The organism is Agrobacterium sp. 10MFCol1.1 (genome assembly GCF_000381165.1).
GTDB classification, from domain to species: Bacteria; Pseudomonadota; Alphaproteobacteria; order Rhizobiales; family Rhizobiaceae; genus Agrobacterium; species Agrobacterium tumefaciens.
The window spans coordinates 586,899-606,634 of the sequence record NZ_KB906073.1 but is presented as its reverse complement, the minus strand read 5'-3'; the positions used below and the strand labels follow the sequence as shown (position 1 = coordinate 606,634).

General features: G+C 58.2%; 20 protein-coding genes. 7 read left to right on the top strand and 13 right to left on the bottom strand.

The genetic code is table 11. The features are described 5' to 3' along the window. The 3 genes from F617_RS0107560 to F617_RS0107550 all read right to left on the bottom strand — a co-directional run bounded on the left by F617_RS0107560 (nt 1) and on the right by F617_RS0107550 (nt 4,118). Nucleotides 1-1,932, bottom strand: coding sequence for a 5'-nucleotidase C-terminal domain-containing protein (locus F617_RS0107560; RefSeq protein ID WP_019564921.1), 1,932 nt, complete (start codon nt 1,930-1,932; stop codon nt 1-3). Between the two features lie 217 nt (nt 1,933-2,149). Continuing rightward, a complete protein-coding gene (gene omp10, locus F617_RS0107555; RefSeq protein WP_003511448.1) occupies nt 2,150-2,524 on the bottom strand; it encodes an outer membrane lipoprotein Omp10 in 375 nt (124 codons plus the stop codon). A 148-nt stretch (nt 2,525-2,672) separates the two neighbouring features. Next, entirely contained in the window at nt 2,673-4,118 is a 1,446-nt protein-coding gene (locus F617_RS0107550; protein WP_019564920.1) for a homospermidine synthase, read from the bottom strand. Nucleotides 4,119-4,441: 323 nt separating this feature from the next. Here F617_RS0107550 and F617_RS0107545 point away from each other — a divergent pair, with 323 nt between their 5' ends. After that, a complete protein-coding gene (locus tag F617_RS0107545; RefSeq protein WP_003511446.1) occupies nt 4,442-5,350 on the top strand; it encodes a GGDEF domain-containing protein in 909 nt (302 codons plus the stop codon). On the opposite strand, the gene F617_RS0107540 is transcribed toward F617_RS0107545, so the two are convergent. Together F617_RS0107540 and F617_RS0107535 are read right to left on the bottom strand one after the other, a co-directional pair. Next, nucleotides 5,347-5,982 (bottom strand): aminotransferase class IV family protein, encoded by a 636-nt coding sequence (locus F617_RS0107540; protein ID WP_019564919.1) that lies wholly within the window; start codon nt 5,980-5,982, stop codon nt 5,347-5,349. The two genes, F617_RS0107545 and F617_RS0107540, sit on opposite strands and share 4 nt — an antisense overlap. Nucleotides 5,983-6,024: 42 nt before the next feature. Further along, nucleotides 6,025-7,875: a M3 family oligoendopeptidase gene (locus F617_RS0107535; RefSeq protein ID WP_019564918.1), complete on the bottom strand. Its 1,851-nt coding sequence runs from the start codon at nt 7,873-7,875 to the stop codon at nt 6,025-6,027. 169 nt (nt 7,876-8,044) lie between these two features. Here F617_RS0107535 and F617_RS0107530 point away from each other — a divergent pair, with 169 nt between their 5' ends. Then, nucleotides 8,045-9,589, top strand: a complete 1,545-nt coding sequence (locus F617_RS0107530; protein ID WP_003511442.1) for a sigma-54 dependent transcriptional regulator — start codon at nt 8,045-8,047, stop codon at nt 9,587-9,589. A 176-nt stretch (nt 9,590-9,765) separates the two neighbouring features. Continuing rightward, nucleotides 9,766-11,673, top strand: coding sequence for a DUF882 domain-containing protein (locus F617_RS0107525; protein WP_019564917.1), 1,908 nt, complete (start codon nt 9,766-9,768; stop codon nt 11,671-11,673). An 85-nt stretch (nt 11,674-11,758) separates the two neighbouring features. Here F617_RS0107525 and pyk read toward each other — a convergent pair whose 3' ends face one another. Continuing rightward, nucleotides 11,759-13,198, bottom strand: coding sequence for a pyruvate kinase (pyk, locus tag F617_RS0107520; protein WP_003511440.1), 1,440 nt, complete (start codon nt 13,196-13,198; stop codon nt 11,759-11,761). Beyond that, nucleotides 13,198-13,602 carry a DUF1036 domain-containing protein gene (locus F617_RS0107515; RefSeq protein ID WP_370647635.1) on the bottom strand — a complete coding sequence of 135 codons (405 nt, stop codon included), beginning with the start codon at nt 13,600-13,602 and terminating at the stop codon, nt 13,198-13,200. Before F617_RS0107515 ends, pyk begins: the two co-directional genes overlap by 1 nt. A 273-nt stretch (nt 13,603-13,875) precedes the next feature. Between F617_RS0107515 and F617_RS0107510 the strand changes: the two genes are divergently transcribed. The 3 genes from F617_RS0107510 to F617_RS0107500 all read left to right on the top strand — a co-directional run bounded on the left by F617_RS0107510 (nt 13,876) and on the right by F617_RS0107500 (nt 15,394). Continuing rightward, the gene (locus F617_RS0107510) at nt 13,876-14,664 is read left to right on the top strand and encodes an N-formylglutamate amidohydrolase (protein WP_003511438.1); all 789 of its coding nucleotides are present in this window, start codon (nt 13,876-13,878) and stop codon (nt 14,662-14,664) included. A gap of 15 nt (nt 14,665-14,679) precedes the next feature. Further along, a complete protein-coding gene (locus F617_RS0107505; protein WP_019564916.1) occupies nt 14,680-14,985 on the top strand; it encodes a DUF1244 domain-containing protein in 306 nt (101 codons plus the stop codon). Between the two features lie 151 nt (nt 14,986-15,136). Then, nucleotides 15,137-15,394 (top strand): DUF2312 domain-containing protein, encoded by a 258-nt coding sequence (locus F617_RS0107500; protein WP_006314683.1) that lies wholly within the window; start codon nt 15,137-15,139, stop codon nt 15,392-15,394. 69 nt (nt 15,395-15,463) lie between these two features. On the opposite strand, the gene F617_RS0107495 is transcribed toward F617_RS0107500, so the two are convergent. The 5 genes from F617_RS0107495 to F617_RS0107475 all read right to left on the bottom strand — a co-directional run bounded on the left by F617_RS0107495 (nt 15,464) and on the right by F617_RS0107475 (nt 18,375). Beyond that, nucleotides 15,464-16,084 (bottom strand): tetratricopeptide repeat protein, encoded by a 621-nt coding sequence (locus F617_RS0107495; protein ID WP_019564915.1) that lies wholly within the window; start codon nt 16,082-16,084, stop codon nt 15,464-15,466. Nucleotides 16,085-16,184: 100 nt separating this feature from the next. After that, nucleotides 16,185-16,310 (bottom strand): type B 50S ribosomal protein L36, encoded by a 126-nt coding sequence (gene ykgO, locus F617_RS0107490; RefSeq protein ID WP_003497670.1) that lies wholly within the window; start codon nt 16,308-16,310, stop codon nt 16,185-16,187. Between the two features lie 139 nt (nt 16,311-16,449). Continuing rightward, the gene (locus F617_RS0107485; RefSeq protein WP_019564914.1) at nt 16,450-17,538 is read right to left on the bottom strand and encodes a 5-(carboxyamino)imidazole ribonucleotide synthase; all 1,089 of its coding nucleotides are present in this window, start codon (nt 17,536-17,538) and stop codon (nt 16,450-16,452) included. 11 nt (nt 17,539-17,549) lie between these two features. Then, complete coding sequence (gene purE, locus F617_RS0107480; RefSeq protein WP_034501985.1) at nt 17,550-18,017, bottom strand: 5-(carboxyamino)imidazole ribonucleotide mutase; 468 nt, start codon at nt 18,015-18,017, stop codon at nt 17,550-17,552. Between the two features lie 154 nt (nt 18,018-18,171). Then, nucleotides 18,172-18,375: a YdcH family protein gene (locus F617_RS0107475; RefSeq protein WP_003511431.1), complete on the bottom strand. Its 204-nt coding sequence runs from the start codon at nt 18,373-18,375 to the stop codon at nt 18,172-18,174. Nucleotides 18,376-18,611: 236 nt separating this feature from the next. On the opposite strand from F617_RS0107475, the gene F617_RS26920 reads away from it, so the two are divergent. Beyond that, complete coding sequence (locus tag F617_RS26920; RefSeq protein WP_003511430.1) at nt 18,612-18,788, top strand: YdcH family protein; 177 nt, start codon at nt 18,612-18,614, stop codon at nt 18,786-18,788. 100 nt (nt 18,789-18,888) lie between these two features. Here F617_RS26920 and F617_RS0107465 read toward each other — a convergent pair whose 3' ends face one another. Continuing rightward, complete coding sequence (locus F617_RS0107465) at nt 18,889-19,653, bottom strand: sulfite exporter TauE/SafE family protein (protein WP_003511429.1); 765 nt, start codon at nt 19,651-19,653, stop codon at nt 18,889-18,891. Nucleotides 19,654-19,736 lie beyond the last annotated feature (83 nt).

Genomic DNA, 19,736 nt, shown 5'->3' with positions numbered 1-19,736 from the left:
TTATTGAGCCGGAACCTCCAGTTCCTCGCCGATCTCGATATGGTTCGGATGCTTCAGCGTGTTTGCCTTGGCAATCCTGGTCCAAAGGGCACCGTCGCCATACTTCTCCGCCGCGATCTTCCAGAGCGAATCGCCCTTTGCGACGACATATTTGCTGGCGGCAGCCGCGGCCGCTGCCGGCGTGGTGGTGGCAGGTGCAGTCGCAGCAGGTGCTGCGGGAGCCGGGGCTGGTGTGGCGGCCGGAGCGGTTGCAGTTGCCGCCGGTGCTGTTGCGGCAGGCGCTGGTGCAGCGGGCTTTGCCGGAGCCACATAACCGGCAGGCGTCACTTCGGTGATGCGGCCGTCCGTGAAGGGCTTATAGGGGCTGTTGGCCGTAATATATGCAGCTACAGCCTCTTCGAGGTTGGGGCCGAAGTCATAGGCGTTGATCGCCTTGGTCGCGAATACCTTGAAGCCATCGCCGCCGGTGCGAACGTAATTATTCGCCGCAACAGTGTAGGTCTTTGCCGGGTCGAGAGGCACGAAAGCGTCGCCCTCCTTGACCTCGACCGCAGTAACACGGCTGCCGGCCGGCTTGGAGCGGTCGAAGGAATATTTCATGCCTGAAACCTGCATGAAACGACCTGCGCCATCGTCGATCTGGCTGACGCCGTTTTCGAGGGCAGCGCGAATATCCTCGCCCTTCAGCTGGAAAGTTGCGACCGTGTTCTGGAACGGCAGAACCGTCAGGACTTCGCCCATCGAGACATCGCCGCTATCGATGGAGGAGCGCAGGCCACCGCTATTTGCGAAAGCGATGGTGACGCCCTGATCCTTGACGCGGGCAAGGGTCGCATCCGCTACCAGATTACCCATGGAGCATTCTTTGACGCGGCAAACCTTGCGGTCACCTTCGATCGGGCCTTCCGAAGTGCCGACGACCTTCGATTTCAGCGCCTCGATCGGTGCTTTCAGTTCATCGATACGCTTGAGCGTTGCTTCGTCGGGTTTGAAGGATGAATCGATCAGGATCGGATCGCCCTTGCTTTCCTTGACCACGCCGCTGTCATCGAAGACGACGCGCAGGTCACCCAGATATTTGCTGTATTGCCCTGCCTGAACGACCGGAACCTTGTAGCCGCCGGGATTGTCGACGACTGTCGGATAAGGTCCTTCGGCCTTCTGATCGGTGTTGGAGAGCAACGTATGCGAGTGGCCGCCGACAACGACGTCCACATCCGGGATTTTCGCGATGAATTCGAGGTCGCGCGGATATCCGACATGGGTCAGGGCAATGATCTTGTTGACACCCTCGCCTTTCAGCTTCTGCACCTGTTCGCTGATTTTCGCGACATCTTCCGCAATGGTGATGTTGGGGCCGGGGGTCGCAAGTTCCGCCGTGTCGTTGGCGACAGCGCCGACAATACCGATTTTCTGGCCGCCGACTTCAAGGACGATGGACGGCTTGACGCGATCGCCGATTTTCGAGGCGGCGCTGGCAACCACATTGGCGGTCACGACCGGAAACTGAACCTTGTCGAGGAAGCCCGCAAGCCCGTCTTCGCTATCGTCGAATTCATGGTTGCCGACGGTCATGGCGTCGAACTTCATGGCGTTCAGCACTTCGGCTTCAACGGTACCCTTGTAGGTGGTGTAGAACAGCGAGCCTTGAAAATTGTCGCCGGCATTGAGCAGGAGAACGTTCTTGCCTTGAGCCTTGAGCGCGTCCCTTGTCTGGTTGATTGCGGTCAAGAGGCGCGCGGCGCCGCCAAAGCATTCGTTTTTGCCTTCCTCTTCCGCTGAGCAGGTCGAGTCGAATTTATTGATCGATTCGATACGGGAGTGAAAATCGTTAATGTGAAGAATGTTGAGTTCGTAGTCGGCCAGAGCCGCTCCGGCTGAAAGCGTTATCGCGGAAACGCTCAGCATACTCAGTCTCAAAATTTTCTTCATGGTCCCTCTCTCCTGTTCAAAGCGGAAGCCTTGGCCGGTCGATCATCATCAGGCCGTGCTCATTCTCTAGTCTGAAAGTATGTCAGTCTTTCAAAGCGCGATGTTTCCATTTAGCGGCAGCTGCCGCAAGCGGAAATTGTGACAGTGGCGCAATAAAGCAAAACGCACGCTTGAGGCGTGCGTTTTAAAAGCTCATACCATTGAAAAGTCTGTGTTATCAGCCCTGACGAGTCAGCGAGAACTGGCTGTTGCTGTCTGTCGTGCAATTCAGTTGTGACGGGGAGACGAGCGCGCAGTTGACGCGCGATTGCGTGTTGCGCACCAACGACGTCATGTTGATTTCATAGAGCGTCGGCGAAATCGTAACATAGGTGCCGGATGCGAGAAGCGTGTTGGTATCGGTCGAACGGGTGGAGAAAGCACCGTTCTGGAATGTCGATACGATGCCGTTGCGGTCGATCCAGCGGCCATCCACGGCCGGGCCGCGGGCAAGCGAGGGTGCCATCGACGTCTGCTGGGAGGGACCCGGCGCAACGCATGAAGACACCGCGATTGCGGCACAAAGCAAAGCAGCGCTTGTCTTGAAGTTCATGAGCCTGTTCTCCTGCGATTCGATGAAACCCTGATGTTTCGACCATGCCGTGAAGCGTTATTTATTTCAAGGCAACGTTGTTTGCTCTCCCGGGTTCCTGACATCCGTCATGAAAACACCTGCGTGACAAATATGAGACGCCATGCCCTCAGCGCACGAGGATGTTGCGGAACTGCCAGGGATCCGAGGTGTCGATATTGTCTGGAAACAGTCCCGGGCGACCGTCGAGCGGCGTCCAGTCCGTGTAATGTCCTTCGACCGGTCCAAGATAGGGACGCTGCACCTCAAGGCAACGGCGATAATCCATTTCATCCGCCTCGACGATGCCGGCTTGCGGATTTTCCAGCGCCCAGACCATTCCGGCCAGTACCGCGGAGCTGACCTGCAATCCGGTCGCGTTCTGGCTGGGGGCGAGCGCCCGTGCCTCCTGCAAGGTTAGCCGCGAGCCATACCAATAGGCATTTTTGTCATGGCCGTAGAGAAGAACACCCAGCTCGTCGGCACCATCGACAAGCTCGTCTTCGCCAAGCACATGCTGGATCGGCTGCGGCGTGCCGCCATTACCGAAAAGTTCGTGCAGGGAAAGGACGGCGTCGTTGCAGGGGTGGTAGGCATAGTGACAGGTGGGCCGGTAGATCAGATCGCCATCGTCATTGCGGACGGTGAAATAGTCGGAAATCGAGATCGCCTCGTTGTGGGTGACCAGAAATCCATATTGCGGCCCTTGTCCGGGACACCATGTCCGTACCCGCGTATTGGCGCCGGGCTGATCGAGATAGATCGCTGCCTTGCTGCCCTTTTTTTGTTTTTTCGCGTTTTTTGGCATCCAGTTTTCATGCGTTCCCCAGCCGAGTTCGGCGGGCTGAAAACCTTCGGCGATAAAACCCTCGACGGACCAGGTGTTCCAGAATGCGCCGAATGGCTTGGGATTTTTTGCCCGCTGCGTATCGCGCTCTGCCACATGCACGCCCTTGACGCCGAGCTGCTGCATGAGCTTTGCCCATGCCTGCTGGTCATGCGGTCGCGGCTCTTCGATGTCGAGACCGCTATCCTTGGCGAGATTGACCAGCGCCTGTTTTACGAACCAGGACACCATGCCGGGATTTGCGCCGCAGGTGGAAACGGCCGTTGTGCCGCCCGGTTTCCGAGCCTTTTCTTTCAGCATGGTCTCGCGCAGCGAATAATTGGTACGGGAGGCATTGTCGGCGTCTGCATCGAAGTAAAAGCCGGGCCACGGCTCCACTACGGTGTCGATGTAGAGCATGCCATGTTTGCGGCAGAGCCTCATCAGATCGACGGATGCGGCATCGACCGAAAGATTGACGCAGAAGCCCTGACCCTGAACCCCTTTAAGGAGTGGCTTGAGCACCTCCTTGTAGTTTTCTTTGGTCAGATGCGTACGGATATGGCGAATGTTTCTCTCGGCCAGATACGCTGCGATATCCTCGCGCGGGTCGATGACGACGAGCCTGGTCTTGTCGAAGTTGAAATGACGTTCGATCAACGGAAGAGTGCCGCGCCCGATGGAGCCGAAGCCGATCATGATGATGGGGCCGTCAATATCGCCGTAAATCGGATGGTTTGCGTCCGTCATTCGTCATTTTTCCTTTTTAAGCCAATAAGTAAGCTAGATCATAAAAGCGTGCCACAATAAAGGGCAGGTGCATGACGGACATATGACGGTGGCGCAAGCCCGGGATGCGAAAGTTGTGACGGGTTGGTGTGTGGTGATCCCGTTCTGCGCGGTTGCGATCCGGCGAGATTGAAGTCGAGACCTTCCGACCGCATTCTTCCCCTTCGCATTTTAGAGACTACGTTTATAATCAAGTTCTTCTTTTCGTGTATATGCCCTAGGGCTTGGGGGCTTTTGCAAGATGACGAAAAGGGGGCTTTTCGTCATCACAGGAGTGTTGCCTGTTGAATAGTCTTATCGAGCGTGTCGCAGCGCTTCAGAGCGCCACCCCCGTTCTTATTGCACTTTACGATTCCGAAGACCGGTTGCGGCATGCCAACCCGTCGTTTCGGCAGAGCTTTCAGCTTGCCGACGATGATTTTTCGACCTGGGCGGAAATCATGCGCTTGAACCACCGTCTGCGAACCGGCGTGGTCGTCAGAAACAGCGATTTCGAGGGCTGGCTTTTGTCGGCGCAGTCCCGGCGCGGCAAGCTGCCGTATCGTGCCTTCGAGATGGACATGTATGACGGCCGCTGGTTCTGGATGACGGAGACGGTGCAGCAGGATGGCTGGATGCTGTGTGTCGCAAGCGATGTCACCGAATTGCGCCAGGGCTACAGAACCCTGCGGCAGGACCGGGATCTGGCGGTGCGCGCCTCGCAGACCGACGAATTGACGGGAACGGCGAACCGGCGTTTTGTTTTCGCCAAACTCGCGCTACAGGTGGAGCGGGTCGGCAAGGGGCTTGAAGCACCCTTTTGCCTTTGCACGCTCGACATCGACTTTTTCAAGCACATCAATGATCGTTTCGGCCACAAATGCGGCGATGCGGTGCTGCGCGATTTTGTCGGGATCGCCCATTCCGTCGTCCGGCGGGTGGATTGTTTTGGCAGGATCGGCGGTGAGGAATTCATGCTCATCCTGCCGCGCAGTTCGGTTGTTGAGAGCCGGGAGATCGTCGAGCGGCTACTGCAAAAGGTGCGTCTTTCCAGACCTCTGGCCGAGTTTCCGGATTTTTCCTATAGCTGTTCCGCTGGAATGACGACCTATCGGATGGCAGAAAGTGCCGACGATGTTTTCATGCGCGCCGATCAGGCGCTTTACGCTGCCAAGGAAAAGGGCCGCGACCGGCTTTTGGCGGTGACGGTTTAGACCAGCTCCGCCGCAATCAGCCCATGCAGCGAATTTCCCACGAACAGCCGTCGACCGGCAATATCCTCCGGCTTCAATGCCTGCCCGCGTGCCTTGCGCTGGCGGATGAGATCGGCACGCAGAGCGCCCGGCAGAATACCGCTGTCGAGCGGCGGCGTCAGCAATTGCCCGTCCGGCATTTCGACGAAGATGCTGGTCGATGATCCCTCGCACAACTCGCCGCGCTCGTTGAGCAGCAGAACCTCGTCTGCATCCCCGGCTGAAAATTCGGCGCGGGCGGCATCATAGGGTTCCCGGCGCGATGATTTGTGGCGATAGAAGGTGTCGGTGGAATCAAGCCTGGTTTGCGTCGCGATGCGGATCCGCCAGACGGTTCCCTCCTGCAACGGCCGAAACTCGGCCGTTTCGATATCGAGCTCACCCTTGTAGTTCATGACCAGCTTCACGCAGAGCGGACTTTCGCCGCCCACCTTCTTCTCCAGTACCTGAACCGCGTTGACCGGTGCTCGGAAACCGAGCGCATCGGCTGAGCGCAATAACCGGCGCATATGCTGGTCAATGCGCTGAAAACCCGATTGCGGCTCCCAGCGCAGCGTTTCTCTCAAGGTCAGATCGGCGGGTTTGCGTTTCATTGCCTTTGCTCGTCGCCTGTCATCGGTATTTTTCGGAGGCAATCAGGCCTGTTTGCTGTCAAGCGCTTCCAGTTCGTCGATCAGCCCTTCGATCATGGCAAGACCCTTGTCCCAGAAGGAAGGGTCTGTCGCATCGAGGCCGAATGGTTTCAGAAGTTCCGAATGGTGCTTGGTGCCGCCTGCTTTCAAAAGCTCGAAATATTTCTCCTGAAAGCCGGTCTCGGCCTTCTGGTAAACGGCATACAGCGAGTTCACCAGGCAATCACCGAAGGCATAGGCATAAACATAGAAGGGAGAGTGGATGAAATGGGGGATGTAGGTCCACCAGGTCTCATACCCTTCGGAAATCTTGATCGCCGGGCCGAGGCTCTCGGCCTGAATGGAAAGCCACAATTCACCGATCTGTTCGGAGGTCAACTCACCCTGCTTGCGGGCGGTGTGCAGCTTGCGTTCGAATTCATAAAACGCGATCTGTCGCACGACCGTGTTGATCATGTCCTCGACCTTGCGGGCGAGCATGGCCTTGCGTTCCCTGACGTCCTTCGTGTCGTCAAGCAATTTGCGGAAGGTCAGCATTTCTCCGAAAACGGAGGCAGTTTCGGCAAGCGTCAGCGGCGTCGCGCACATCAGCGCGCCTTGGTCGCCGGCCAGCACCTGGTGCACGCCGTGGCCAAGCTCATGGGCAAGCGTCATCACGTCGCGCGGTTTGCCGAGATAGTTGACGAGGACATAAGGATGGGCCGAAGGCACGGTCGGATGCGCGAAGGCGCCCGGCGCCTTGCCGGGCCGGGCGGGGGCGTCGATCCATTGCTCATCGAAGAAACGGCGGGCGATATCGGCCATCTCCGGCGCAAAATCGCCATAGGCGGACAGCACGGTGTCCTTCGCCTCATCCCAGGGAATGATCGTATTCGATGTATCGGGAAGCGGCGCGTTGCGGTCCCAGTAGTTCATCTGTTCCATGCCGAGCCATTTCGCCTTCATGGCGTAATAACGATGCGAAAGGCGCGGATAGGCGTTTTTCACGGCGGCAGCCAGAGCGTCTACGACCTCGCGCTCCACACGGTTTGCCAGATGGCGGCTGTCGGCGATGTCTTCGAACTTGCGCCAGCGGTCGGAAATATCCTTGTCCTTGGCCAGTGTGTTGGTGATGAGGGTGAAGACCCGCAGATTATTGGTGAAGGTGGTGCTGAGCGCCTGTGCTGCCTTCTTGCGAGTTTCCGGCTCCGGCTCCTGAAGCATATTGAGCGTTACTTCCAGCGAAAGGCTTGCGCCGTCTATATCGAAGCGCAGGTCGGCCATCGTCTCGTCGAACAGGCGGTTGAAGGCGCTGGCACTCGTCATCGATTTTTCGAGGAATAGCTGTTCGAGCTGGTCATCGAGCTGGTGCGGCTTGTCCTTACGCAAATCCACCAGCCACGGCCTGTAGTGCCCAGCTAAGGCATCGTTTGCCATGCAGGCATCCATTACGGCGTCGTCGATGCGGTTCAGTTCAAGCGTAAAGAACAGCAGATGGGCGGAAACATCCGTCAGTTTCGCCTGGGCGTCGCCGTAAAGCTTGCCGTTTGCCGGGTTGGAGGTATCTGAAAAATACGTCAGCCCCGCAAAGGAACCGATGCGGCCGATAAGATCGTCCAACGCTTCATATTCCTTGAGAGCAGCGCCGATGCCGTTGGCGCCCGTCGCCTTTGCAGCGTCTTCAAGCTTGCCCTTCCATTTATCCTCGAAAGCCGCCGCCAGCGCCGCCGCCTTCTCAATGTCGCCCTTGTATTCCGGCGAATCGCCCGAGGGATAGAGATCCGAGAGTTTCCAGCCGGGCAGGTCGCCAAGGGCAGGGCCGGAGGTTTCGGCAAGCGAAAATACGGGGTGCGGTGTTGGGCGATTGAGGGTCATCGAACGCGTCCTTGTCGTTATGCCTGCGCAGCATATGGGGCCTTTGTTTCCCGCAGCAATGGATAAAATGCAAGCAAATCTCAAAACTGGATGTTCAAATCTCCCGTGCCAGAGTGCGCCACAAGGGACCGCATGACGCAGGTCCATAAACCGGAAACCGGAGCCAAAAATGACCGCGCATGTTCTCGTGATAGACGATGATCCCGTCCAGCGCCGCCTGCTCAAAAATGCGGTGGAACGTTATGGGCATCTGGCCTTGCTTGCAGAAAACGGCAGGGCGGGGCTGGAGCTGCTCAAGCAATATAGCGGCGAGATCAATGTTGTCGTCCTCGACCTGATGATGCCGGAAATGGATGGCCTCGCCTTCCTGAAAGCCGTTGGCGAACTCGGCACCGACGTCCCGGTCATCGTCCAGACGGGGCAGGGCGGCATCGATACCGTCGTGCAGGCCATGCGCGCCGGCGCCTTCGATTTCGTCGTCAAGCCGGTCTCGCCGGAACGGATCGGCGCCGCCATCTCCAATGCCCTCAAGCTCGACAGGAGAGAGGCAAAGGCCCGCACGGGCAGGCGCGGACGGAGCAATGCCGTGAATTTTACTGATATCGTTTCCGCAAGCCCGGCCATGCTGAGGGTGATAGAACTGGCGCAGCGCGCCGCCCAGTCCAGCATTCCCGTGGTACTGGAAGGCGAATCCGGCGTCGGCAAGGAAATGGTCGCCCGTGCAATCCAGTCGGCTGGCGACAGGGCGAACAAACCATTCATCACCGTCAATTGCGGCGCTATCCCGCACAATCTGGTGGAGAGTATTCTTTTCGGTCACGAGAAGGGCGCTTTTACCGGTGCCACGGAAAAACACGTTGGCAAGTTCATGGAAGCGGATGGCGGAACGCTGTTCCTCGATGAAATCGGTGATCTGCCGCTCGACGTGCAGGTAAAGCTACTGCGGGCAGTTCAGCAGGGCGAAATCGAAACTGTCGGTTCCGCGCGTGTGCAGAAGGTGAATGTCCGCCTGATTTCCGCCACCAACAAGAATCTCATCGAAGAGGTGAAGGAAGGCCGCTTCCGCGAGGACCTGTATTATCGCCTCAACGTCTTTCCTATCACCATTCCGGCGTTGCGCCGGCGCAAGGAGGATATTCCCCATCTAGCACGGGTGTTCGCGGAGCGTTTTTCGGTGGAACAGAAATTGCCAAATCCCGTCGGCCTCGATGCCAGCGCGCTGGCACTGCTAACGGCCTATGACTGGCCGGGCAATATCCGCCAGCTTGAAAATGCGGTCTTCCGCGCCGTCGTGCTGTCGCAGGGCGAGGAACTGGCTGATTCCGATTTTCCGCAAATCGCGCTGCAATTGCCGGAATTCGCAGGTGGGGACGATGCGGGTGAGTCGATCCGGTCGCCGTCTGGATCGTCGCTGAAACTCGCCGCCTATTCTCCGCCGCCGCCGGCCGCCGAAAGTCACGCCATTCTGGATGAGGCGTCAGATATTTCCACCACGATATATCGGGGAGGAAACCTGATCTCCAGCATGGACGATTCAGGCAATATCAGGAAGCTGGCCGAGATCGAAGAGGAGCTTATCCGTTTTGCCCTTCGTTTTTATCGCGGGCAGATGAGTCAGGTCGCAAGGAAACTTGGTATCGGCCGCTCGACGCTTTATCGCAAGCTGAAGGATTATGGCATTGATCCGGACGATCCGTTGCGGGATGCGGCCTGATTGCACAAACCGCCTATTCGACGGCAGATAGCAAGATTCGTTAACTTCTGAGCAAGGATATCCGCTTACCGTCTATAAACCTCTTGTTAGTGGCTGATTCACTATATAGAGGAAGGTTGCATCTGTGTGGCAATTTTGCCATCGTGTCACCGTATTTGACGTTCATTTGAGGCAATGTGACAGAAATTGTCTTCCAGGCGGGGATCGAATTGCCATATCTGCATCGAAATATCGCGCTGTCGACCAAGATCGCGCGCGGCTTGATCAAGGATATATGCACGAAGCTGTCGGCACGCGCTGTCACCTTTGCCTGCTTGATGCTCGCCGCAATGCCATTCGCAGGTGTCTCGGCGACGGAAGCTTTCGCCGAAACGCGCAGTCTCAAACTGTATTATATCCATACACGCGAGAAGGCGGTCATAACCTTCAAGCGCAACGGAAAATACGACCAGAAGGGTCTGCAGGAGCTGAACCGCTTTTTGCGTGACTGGCGTCGTAACCAGCCGACGCGGATGGACCCGCGTCTTTTCGATCTTGTGTGGGAAGTCTACCGCCGCAGTGGCGCGACCGACTACATCAACGTTGTTTCGGCCTTCCGTTCGCCTGAGACTAACGGCCTCCTGCGCACGCGCACCAAGGGCGTGGCGGAAAAAAGCCAGCATATGCTCGGCAAGGCCATGGATTTTTACATTCCGGGCGTGAAGCTTTCCACACTGCGCGAAATCGGCATGCAGATGCAGATTGGCGGCGTGGGTTTCTACCCGACCTCGGGTTCTCCCTTCGTGCACATGGATGTCGGCGGCGTTCGTGCCTGGCCGCGCATGAGCCGTCAGGAACTCGTGCGTATCTTCCCCAAGGGCAATACGCTGCACGTTCCTTCCGATGGCAATCCGCTTCCCGGTTATGAACAGGCCTTGGCTGACTACAAGAAGCGCGTCAATTCTTCTTCCATTCAGGTTGCTTCCAGCGCCGGTGCCGGCCCTGCGTCCTCCGGTGGTGGCGGCAAGCGCAAGACACTGTTGCAGGCGCTCTTTGGCGGAGGCGACGAGGATGAAGATCCCGATAGCATCGCTACGCCGCAGCCCGCAGAACGTCCGGCTGTCGCTCGCCCTGCAACGCCACCGCCTGCTGCACCTGAGCCAGAACCGACGATCGCCGTTGCTTCCGCCCAACCGCTTCCCGGTGTGAGCACTGCGCCGCTGCCCATTGCACGTCCAGCCTTCGGCAACCAGCCTCCGGCCAATACGGGCCTTGCCACCGCGCTTTATTCTCCGGCCCGTAATGCGGCGCAGGATGCCCTCCAGGCTGCGACAACACCGACGCCGACCTCTGCTCCGGCCGAGCGTCAGCAGTTTGCCGATCTGGCTGAGGTATCCGTGCCTGTGCCGACGCTTCTTGGGCCGCGTGGCATGCGTGGCGACGCTGAAGGATCGATCCTGACCGCATCCGCAGATGGTGCGACACCCGCAGCGAGTGGCGAACTTGCGTCTATTCCGGTGCCGGCCAATCGTCCGGCTGTGGCGGAAGCCCTGCTGGCACAGGCCAATGCTGATCCGGAAGGCGACGAAGATCTCGCCGAAGAGCGGAAAGATACGCTTTCGCCGACTGTGGTTGCTGCTCTGGAACAGAGCGGTCAGGCTGCCCGTTCGCAGATCAATTCCGCTACCGTGCCGACAGCCGCGCCGTTCCCGGCTGCCGTCAACCACAAGGTTACAGTCGCGCCCGCCGAAACGGCGAAGGCTGAGCCAGAGGCAGGTTTCGGTGACGCCTTTGATCTGAAACCCTCCATCAATGGTGGGCTGACGGCCGGCTTGCCGACCAAGGGCTCACGCCCGAGCAGACAGGATGCCGCCGTTTCCCATCAGGCCATGGTCGGCGGTGGTCGTCTGACGCAGGATCTGATCTCTGACTGGGCGCTCAACCAGAACAAGGGCTCGACCGGCCGTTCGGTGAAGGCGCCGCGCGTCGTCGCCAACCGTATGCTCAGCCACGACATGTCGGCTTCGGCCACATCGGCAAGCTTCAAGCCCGGTGCAGCGGCGATCGAGTCCAGCCGTTTCAGCACGCCGGTGAAGATGCACTGAGCCCCGCTTTCTGCAATGCGGCCGAAAGGCCAACAAAAAACCCGCCGGTGACGGCGGGTTTTTTATTATGCTTGATATCGCGATATCAGACGCCGCTCTGGCCGTCCGAACCGATATAGGCGATGCGCACCATGTTGGTCGCGCCCGGGGTGCCGAGCGGCACGCCGGCGGAGATGATGATGCGGTCGCCCGGCTTGCCGAAACCTTCGGACACGACGATGCGACAAGCGCGGTTCACCATATCGTCCAGATCGCTGGCGTCACCGGTGACCACGCAATGCAGGCCCCAGACGACCGACAGACGGCGTGCGGTCTGGATGATCGGCGAAAGCGCAATGATCGGAACCTGTGGCCGCTCGCGCGCGGCGCGCAGACCCGTTGTGCCGGACGAGGTGTAGGTGACGATCGCGGCGAGCTTCAGCGTTTCGGCAATCTGGCGGGCAGCAAGCGAAATGGCGTCTGCACCCGTCGCTTCCGGCTGTGGGCGCTGCGCGTAGATGATGTTGGAATAATAGGGGTCCTGTTCCACCGTGCTGGCGATGGATGCCATGGTCGATACGGCTTCGATCGGATAATCGCCGGAAGCGGACTCGGCCGAGAGCATGATGGCGTCGGCGCCTTCGAATACGGCAGTCGCAACGTCCGAAACTTCCGCACGGGTCGGAACCGGAGCTGTGATCATCGATTCCAGCATCTGTGTGGCAACGACAACCGGCTTGCCGGCACGACGGCAGGCGCGGGTCAGCTGTTTCTGGATGCCCGGAACTGCTTCCAGCGGCATTTCCACGCCGAGATCGCCGCGTGCGACCATCAATGCGTCGGAAAGCTCGATGATTTCTTCGATGCGCTCAATAGCCTGCGGCTTCTCGATCTTGGACATCAGGCCAACGCGACCGCGCGAAATCTTGCGCACTTCGGCCAGGTCTTCCGGGCGCTGAACGAAGGAAAGGGCAACCCAGTCCACTTCGTTGGTTGCGAGAACGGCGTCGAGGTCGACGCGGTCCTTGTCGGTCAGAACGCCGACGCCGAGCAAGGTGTCGGGCAGGCTAATGCCCTTGCGGTCGGAAATCCGGGTGCCCGAAACAACAGTGGTGACGATGCTCTTGCCGTCGCTCTTCTCAGCGCGCAGATGCAGCTTGCCGTCATCGATCAGCAGGCGGTGGCCAGGCTTGACCGCTTCGAGAATTTCAGGATGCGGCAGGAAAACGCGGGTGTTGTCGCCGGGCGTATCGTTATTGTCCAGCGTAAACGTCTGGCCGGGAACGAGATCAACCTTGGTTTCGGCAAATTTACCGACGCGCAGCTTGGGACCCTGCAAGTCGGCCAGAATGCCGATGGGACGGCCGTTACGGCTTTCGACGGAGCGAATACGCTCAATCAGCGTCCGCATCACGTCGTGGCTCGCATGGCTCATGTTGATGCGGAAGAGATCGGCGCCGGCCAGATGCAGCTTTTCGATCATTGCCTCGTCGGAAGAGGCGGGGCCGAGAGTTGCAAGAATTTTGACTTTGCGGTTACGCTTCATCAGTTTTGATTTCCCTGTGTGCCTGGCGTATCGGAAAGCTGGACCATCCAGCTGCCCTGTCTGCCCGTGTCATATTCCTTGAAACCCATTCTCTGGAAGCTGCGGGCATAACAATCGTCTACGCCGGCGATTTTGAACTCGTTTTCCGCCACGCACATGTTGACGTCACCGGTCCAGCGGCCGCCGTGAGCGGCGTCCTCGGCATAAAGATAATAATAACGCGACTGCAACTCACCCTCTATCAGCGTTGCGCAGGTGGAGGAGGGGACCTGCCACCAACCTTCACTGACCCAGCCGTCCTGCGCCCGGTAGCCGATTGCGACCCCCACGAGGTTTTGCGTGCTGTTGCAGACGCGGAAATCCGCATGCGCGGCCTCCACGAAGACAAACGGGGTCAGAAACAATGCCGCTGCGGAGAAAAGACGGGCAAGATGCCGAAAGTGGCGAGGAAGAGCGAGAGATGACTGAGTCACGGCTTCCATCCGGATTCCATGGTTATAATGAACACACTTCTTGGCGTGGCCGCCAAAGAAAGTCAACGCGAGTTTAATCGATTATATTGTTCGTGGGATCGTGAGTGCGATAAGGTAGATGGCTGTTCTGTCGCCGAAACTTGCGCCCGGCCTCAAGCCATGCCATCAAGCTTTTCTCCTCAATCCTGCCCCAGAAAATTATCGATGAACGACTTCATACCCTATGAAATCATAGAAGGCGATTATGACAAAGGCATGGTTCTTCTGGCGGACCATGCCATGAACCTCCTGCCGGCACACTACGGCAAACTTGGCCTTCCGCAAACCGCTTTTCATCGTCACATCGCATTTGATATTGGCATTGAAGGGCTGACGCGTTCTCTTGCGGCCCGCCTCGGCGTGCCGGCCGTGCTTGGACGATTTTCGCGCCTCCTGATCGACCCCAATCGCGGCGAGGACGATCCGACCCTTATCATGAAGATTTCGGACGGGGCGATCATCCCCGGCAACCACCCGATTTCGGATGATGAATGGCAAAGACGGATCGAGATTTTTCATCGGCCCTATCACAATGCCGTGGATCGCGTGCTCACCGGTGTAGCGCAGTCGTCGGGGGAAGCGCCGCTTGTTCTGTCGCTGCATTCGTACACGCCGTTCTGGAAAGAAACACCGCGGCCCTGGCATGCGGCGGTTCTGTGGGACACGGATAATCGTGCGGTCGATCCGCTTCTGGCGCATCTGCGCGCGACCGGCGACATTCTCGTTGGTGACAACGAACCCTATGACGGGGCGCTGAAGGGCGATACCATGTATCGCCATTGCATGATGAAGGGCATACCGCATGCGCTTCTTGAAGTTCGGCAGGATTTGATCGCGGATGAGGAAGGGATTGCCGAATGGTCGGACCGGCTCGCTCCCATTTTCGCCGCAATGAACGACGATCCCATTTTGCATGAATATGAGCTGTTCACCTCTCGCACCGGCCCCTACTGAGCCTGGAGCTGCCCCATGACAACACCGAATGACAAACAGCAGATTGAATTCGAGGCCGCCGCATTTCGCCGTCTCGTCGAGCATCTTCGCGAGCGTCACGATGTGCAGAACATCGACCTGATGAATCTCGCGGGCTTTTGCCGGAATTGCCTTTCCAACTGGTATGGGGAAGCCGCTAACGAGGCCGGCGTTGCACTCACCAAGGAGCAATCCCGGGAAATCGTCTACGGAATGCCCTATGAGGAGTGGAAGGAAAAATATCAGGCGGAGGCGGGCGACGCCCAGAAAGCCGCCTTTGAGCAGAACAAGCCAACGGAATAACCCCCGAGCGACGGAAACGACTTGACGTGAGGCCCGTCAGTGGGCAGGTCACAGGCCGGAATTTTTGCTGCCCGGCTGGCGGCGACCGGCGAAGGCTTCGCCTGGATTTAATGAACAAGGCTCACCCGAGCTGCTACCAATGAAGGATGATATGATGGACGAAACGAGCACCACCGAAACCGTCGCCGCCGCCGAACTGCGTCAATTCATCGAGCGCGTCGAGCGTCTCGAAGAGGAAAAGGCCGCCATTCAGGGAGACATCAAGGATGTCATGGGCGAGGCGAAGGGTCGTGGTTACGATACCAAGGCGATCCGCACCATCATCCGCCTGCGCAAGAAGGACGCCAACGAGCGTATCGAGGAAGAAACCATTCTTCAGACCTATATGGCTGCGCTTGGCATGGAATGATCGGTTGACGGTCCCACAATGAAAAATCGCCGCTTTTGCGGCGATTTTTGTTTGGATCGTCTGCGATATTCAGCTGCGAGTGCCAGCCAGCTTTTCAGAAAGGTCAGCGGCCTCTTTGCGGGCGTCCTTATCCGCGGGATAGAGCGCGAGATAGCGTTCCCAGGCTTTCAACGCCAGATCGTCACGGCCTGAGGCTTCAAGGATGTTTGCAAGGCTTGCCAATGCCGGGAAATAGCGCGGCTCCTTCTCCAGCGTCAGATTGATATCCGCCATCGCCTTTCGGGTGTCGCCATCCGCAAAATGCACCATGGCGCGGCGATAGGGCGCCTGCACGTAGTCCGGATCGAGTAAAATAGCCTGGTCGAGAAAATCGTAAGCGGCGGCGTTGCGCTTCTCGTCTGCGGCTTCGCCTGCCCACTGCATCAGGAGATTGATTGTCGCGCTGCCGGAATCGTTCCATTCGGAAGCGATCTGGTTGGCAATGCTGCGCGCCTTGACCGCATTCCGCTCTTTTTTCAGCGATGCGAAAAGACTGTCAACTGTCTTTGCAGGTGAAGGCGCAGCCTCCAGGGCTGCGGGAGGCTGACCATCTGCCGCATGACCAAGGGATGCCATTCCTGAAAGCAGGAGGCCCGAAAGCAGGAAACCCTGAGCGACGATGAAAGCCGTGCAAAAACGATTTGGGCGCATGGGTTAAAGCTTAACCCGACTGCGCCCAATATCAAATGCAAAGTTCTGCACTGTCAACAAAGTGATCCGCGATGTGATCGCGAACCGCAGTGGCACTCAATCAGCCCTGACGAGCCTTGAAGCGCGGGTTCTGCTTGTTGATGATGTAGACGCGGCCCTTGCGGCGAACCAGGCGGTTATCGCGATGACGGGCCTTAAGCGCTTTAAGCGAATTCTTGATTTTCATTTTACTGGTCCGCAGTTTTGCACGGCTTTTACCGTGCTTATTCAAACAATCAAAAGCGCGCAACGGGGCGCGCTCTTTTCGGTTGGCAGGCAAATACCCGTTTGACCCCTGCCTGTCAACACTTCCAGACGTCTTTGCCTTAAAAGACTGAGGCTTTTCCTGTGTGCAAAAGCTCGGTCACATGGCCCATCTTGCGGCCAGGCCGTGCTTGCGTCTTGCCGTAAAGATGCACGAGACAGTCTTTTTTCGAAAGCCATGCTGGCACATCGTTGATGTCATCGCCGATGAGGTTCGTCATGACGCAATCCGAATGGCGGGCCGTACTGCCGGGGGCAAGACCGGAGACGGCTCGTATATGCTGTTCGAATTGCGAGACCACGCAGGCCGCTTCCGTCCAGTGGCCGGTATTGTGCACGCGCGGCGCCATTTCATTGGCAACGAGCGAACCATCGGTCAGGACGAAAAACTCGATGCCGATCACGCCGACATAGTCGAGCGCGGCCAGAAGCTTTTCCGCCGATCGCACGGCAACCGCCTTCGCCGCATCGGAGAGTGCTGCCGGCACCGTGGATGTATGCAGAATGCCGTTCAGATGAATGTTTTCGGCCGGATCGTAGCAGGTAACGGTGCCATCCCTGAAACGGGCGGCAATGATCGAGATTTCACGCTCGAAAGCGACGAAGCTTTCGAGGATGAGCGGCACACCACCGAGTGCTGCGAAGGCGCCTGCGATGTCCTCACCACCCTTGAAAAGCCTCTGGCCCTTGCCGTCATAGCCCATGCGGCGGGTTTTCAGCACACCCTTGCCACCAAAAGCGGCCAATGCCGCTTCCAGTTCTTCCTGATTATCCACGGCGCGGAAATCGGCGGTCGGAATGCCGCAACCGTTGAGGAAGCGTTTCTCCGTCAGCCTATCCTGCGAGGCGCTGAGAGCCTGCGGCGGGGGATAAACGGGAACGGAAGCGCTCAGCGTCTCGGCTGCGGTGACGGGTACGTTCTCGAATTCGTAGGTCACGACATCGCAAAGGCGAGCGAGTTCCGCAAGCGCCGTCTCGTCACCGTATTCCGCGACGATCTGGCTGTTGCAGACCTGCGCCGCTGGACAATCGGCGTGCGGTTCGAGAACGATGGTGCGGTGGTTGAGGCGCGCGGCGGCCATTGCCAGCATGCGGCCAAGCTGCCCGCCGCCGATGATGCCGATGGTGAGATTGTTCGTATTCATCGTCATGTCAGAGGCTGTCACTGGGCGCTGTCCATGGGATATTCGGCAACGGCCGCTGACTGGCGCGCGCGCCATGCATCGAGCCGGTCTGCCAGGTCCTCGTCACCCAGCGCCAGAACCGCAGCTGCCAGAAGTGCGGCATTGATAGCGCCGGCCTTGCCGATGGCAAGCGTTCCGACGGGAATGCCAGCGGGCATCTGGACGATGGAATAGAGGCTGTCCTGCCCGGACATCGTCTTGGATTGTACCGGGACGCCGAAAACCGGCAGCGGGGTCATGGCGGCGGTCATGCCCGGCAGATGGGCGGCGCCGCCGGCACCCGCGATGATGACCTTGAAGCCTTCGTCTTTCGCGCCATTGGCAAAATCGTAAAGGCGATCAGGCGTGCGGTGGGCGGAAATGATGCGGGCTTCGTATTCCACGTCCAGCGCATCCAGCGTATCGGCGGCATTCTTCATGGTCTCCCAGTCGGACTGGCTGCCCATGATGATGGCGACGGGGGGTGTCTCTGCTGTCACTTCGCTTCTCCGGCTTACAGCATAGGCGCAAAAATCGATTTTGATTTCTGCAAGGCACGATGCGTAAATTCAATAGATTAGAGCGTCTCTCGTGCATCCGGCAGGAAGCACGAAAAGCACTCTAGGCAATGATATCGGGAATGACCTGATCTTCGATCTGGGTCATCTTGTCCTTGACGGCCAGCTTTTTCTTTTTCATGCGTTGTATTCTCAGCGCATCGCAGTTGGTCTGGATCATCGCGTTGATCGCAGCGTCATAATCCTCATGCTCCTGGCGCAGCCGCGCCAGCGTAAGCCTGATGTCCGCCTGGTCCTGATCGGGCATCTTGTCATCCCCATTTTATGCCAGCCGGAGAGCCTCCGGCGCGTATGTCATCGGTTCTCGAGCCTCTATCATCAAATCGCGGTAACGGGAAGTTATCCCTTGCGACCAAATTGCCCACTTATTGCCTTCATTTCGCCTTCGACAAGACCAACGATCCATGTCACATTGTCGTCGCAAACCTGAAACTCCAGCGATGGAGAGCTGGAGGTAGGCTTAAAAATGGAAGGACGTGCCGCATGACCATTCAGGCTCATATTGCATCGCTCGAAAAGAAACACGGTGCTCTGGAGGAGGAGCTCGAAAGTATTCTTGCTTCCCCGTCCTCTGACGATAGAGAGATCGCCGATCTCAAACGCCGTAAACTGCGCCTGAAGGATGAACTACAGAGGCTTCGCGCCTCCACAAGGCATTGATTGATGCCATTCCCCAGCCTTCGATGAAGGACTGACGGATTCTTTTTCGGCCCTGGCGGTACGTGCGTGCTGCCAGGGCTTTTTAGTGGCCGCCTTGGGTCTAGAAAGGCAGCCCGTCCCACAGCAGTTTCAGCGCCGCGATCAGCGCCATGGTATACATCAGCGGGTAGAACACTGATGGTTTCAGATATTTCACCACCCTTGCGCCGGCAAGCGTCGCCAGCATTGCCACCGGCAACAGGCTCGCCGATGTCTTGAGGTTGGTTGCATCAAGCGCTCCCAGCGCGAAATAGGGAATGAGCTTGATTGCATTCATGATCGCGAAGAAACGCACGCTCATGCCGGTATAGGTCTTGGGATCGAGCTTCAGCGGCAGAACATAGATCTGGAAGGGTGGGCCACCCGCATGGGCCACGAAACTCGCATAACCGGACAGGCTGGACCAGAGTGTTGCAGCCACCGGACGCTGCGGTCTGGCCGGAATCTCCTGCCCTTTGCGGCTTTTGAAGCTCTCCTGGAAATAACGCAGCACGAACAGGATCGTCACTGAGGCGACGACGAGGCGCATGGCGTCTGCCGAGATGAGGCTTGAGGTCGCCCAGCCGAGAGTAATGCCGGCGATCGCGCCCGGAAGCATGATAAGGAGCGTTTGCCGGTGGTTGTGGTGCCGCCAGGCCCATAGCGCCACAAGATCCATCACGATCAGGATCGGCAGGAAGATTGCCGCCGCCTGCACGGGCGGGATGGCAAGCGCCATCAGCGGCACGCCCATCAGTGCCAGCGCACCGCCCAACCCGCCCTTGGAAAGGCCGACAAGCACGACTGCGGGGATGGCGACGAGGAAAAAATGAAAATCGGTCAGCATGGATGAAGGTTGATCCTTTCGCCGGTCCGGTCTATCGGATTTATCATATCAAAACGAGTGCAGATAACGCCGAAAGTGTCTTC

Bases quoted from the DNA above. Each gene is read 5' to 3' on its own strand.
- purE (WP_034501985.1), bottom strand. From the start codon at position 18,017: ATGGGCAGCCAGTCCGACTGGGAGACCATGAAGAATGCCGCCGATACG.
- omp10 (WP_003511448.1), bottom strand. From the start codon at position 2,524: ATGAACTTCAAGACAAGCGCTGCTTTGCTTTGTGCCGCAATCGCGGTG.
- F617_RS0107530 (WP_003511442.1), top strand. From the start codon at position 8,045: ATGACCGCGCATGTTCTCGTGATAGACGATGATCCCGTCCAGCGCCGC.
- F617_RS26920 (WP_003511430.1), top strand. From the start codon at position 18,612: ATGACCATTCAGGCTCATATTGCATCGCTCGAAAAGAAACACGGTGCT.
- F617_RS0107475 (WP_003511431.1), bottom strand. From the start codon at position 18,375: ATGCCCGATCAGGACCAGGCGGACATCAGGCTTACGCTGGCGCGGCTG.
- F617_RS0107465 (WP_003511429.1), bottom strand. From the start codon at position 19,653: ATGCTGACCGATTTTCATTTTTTCCTCGTCGCCATCCCCGCAGTCGTG.
- pyk (WP_003511440.1), bottom strand. From the start codon at position 13,198: ATGAAGCGTAACCGCAAAGTCAAAATTCTTGCAACTCTCGGCCCCGCC.
- ykgO (WP_003497670.1), bottom strand. From the start codon at position 16,310: ATGAAAATCAAGAATTCGCTTAAAGCGCTTAAGGCCCGTCATCGCGAT.
- F617_RS0107560 (WP_019564921.1), bottom strand. From the start codon at position 1,932: ATGAAGAAAATTTTGAGACTGAGTATGCTGAGCGTTTCCGCGATAACG.
- F617_RS0107510 (WP_003511438.1), top strand. From the start codon at position 13,876: ATGAACGACTTCATACCCTATGAAATCATAGAAGGCGATTATGACAAA.
- F617_RS0107550 (WP_019564920.1), bottom strand. From the start codon at position 4,118: ATGACGGACGCAAACCATCCGATTTACGGCGATATTGACGGCCCCATC.
- F617_RS0107495 (WP_019564915.1), bottom strand. From the start codon at position 16,084: ATGCGCCCAAATCGTTTTTGCACGGCTTTCATCGTCGCTCAGGGTTTC.
- F617_RS0107505 (WP_019564916.1), top strand. From the start codon at position 14,680: ATGACAACACCGAATGACAAACAGCAGATTGAATTCGAGGCCGCCGCA.
- F617_RS0107535 (WP_019564918.1), bottom strand. From the start codon at position 7,875: ATGACCCTCAATCGCCCAACACCGCACCCCGTATTTTCGCTTGCCGAA.
- F617_RS0107500 (WP_006314683.1), top strand. From the start codon at position 15,137: ATGATGGACGAAACGAGCACCACCGAAACCGTCGCCGCCGCCGAACTG.
- F617_RS0107485 (WP_019564914.1), bottom strand. From the start codon at position 17,538: ATGACGATGAATACGAACAATCTCACCATCGGCATCATCGGCGGCGGG.
- F617_RS0107540 (WP_019564919.1), bottom strand. From the start codon at position 5,982: ATGAAACGCAAACCCGCCGATCTGACCTTGAGAGAAACGCTGCGCTGG.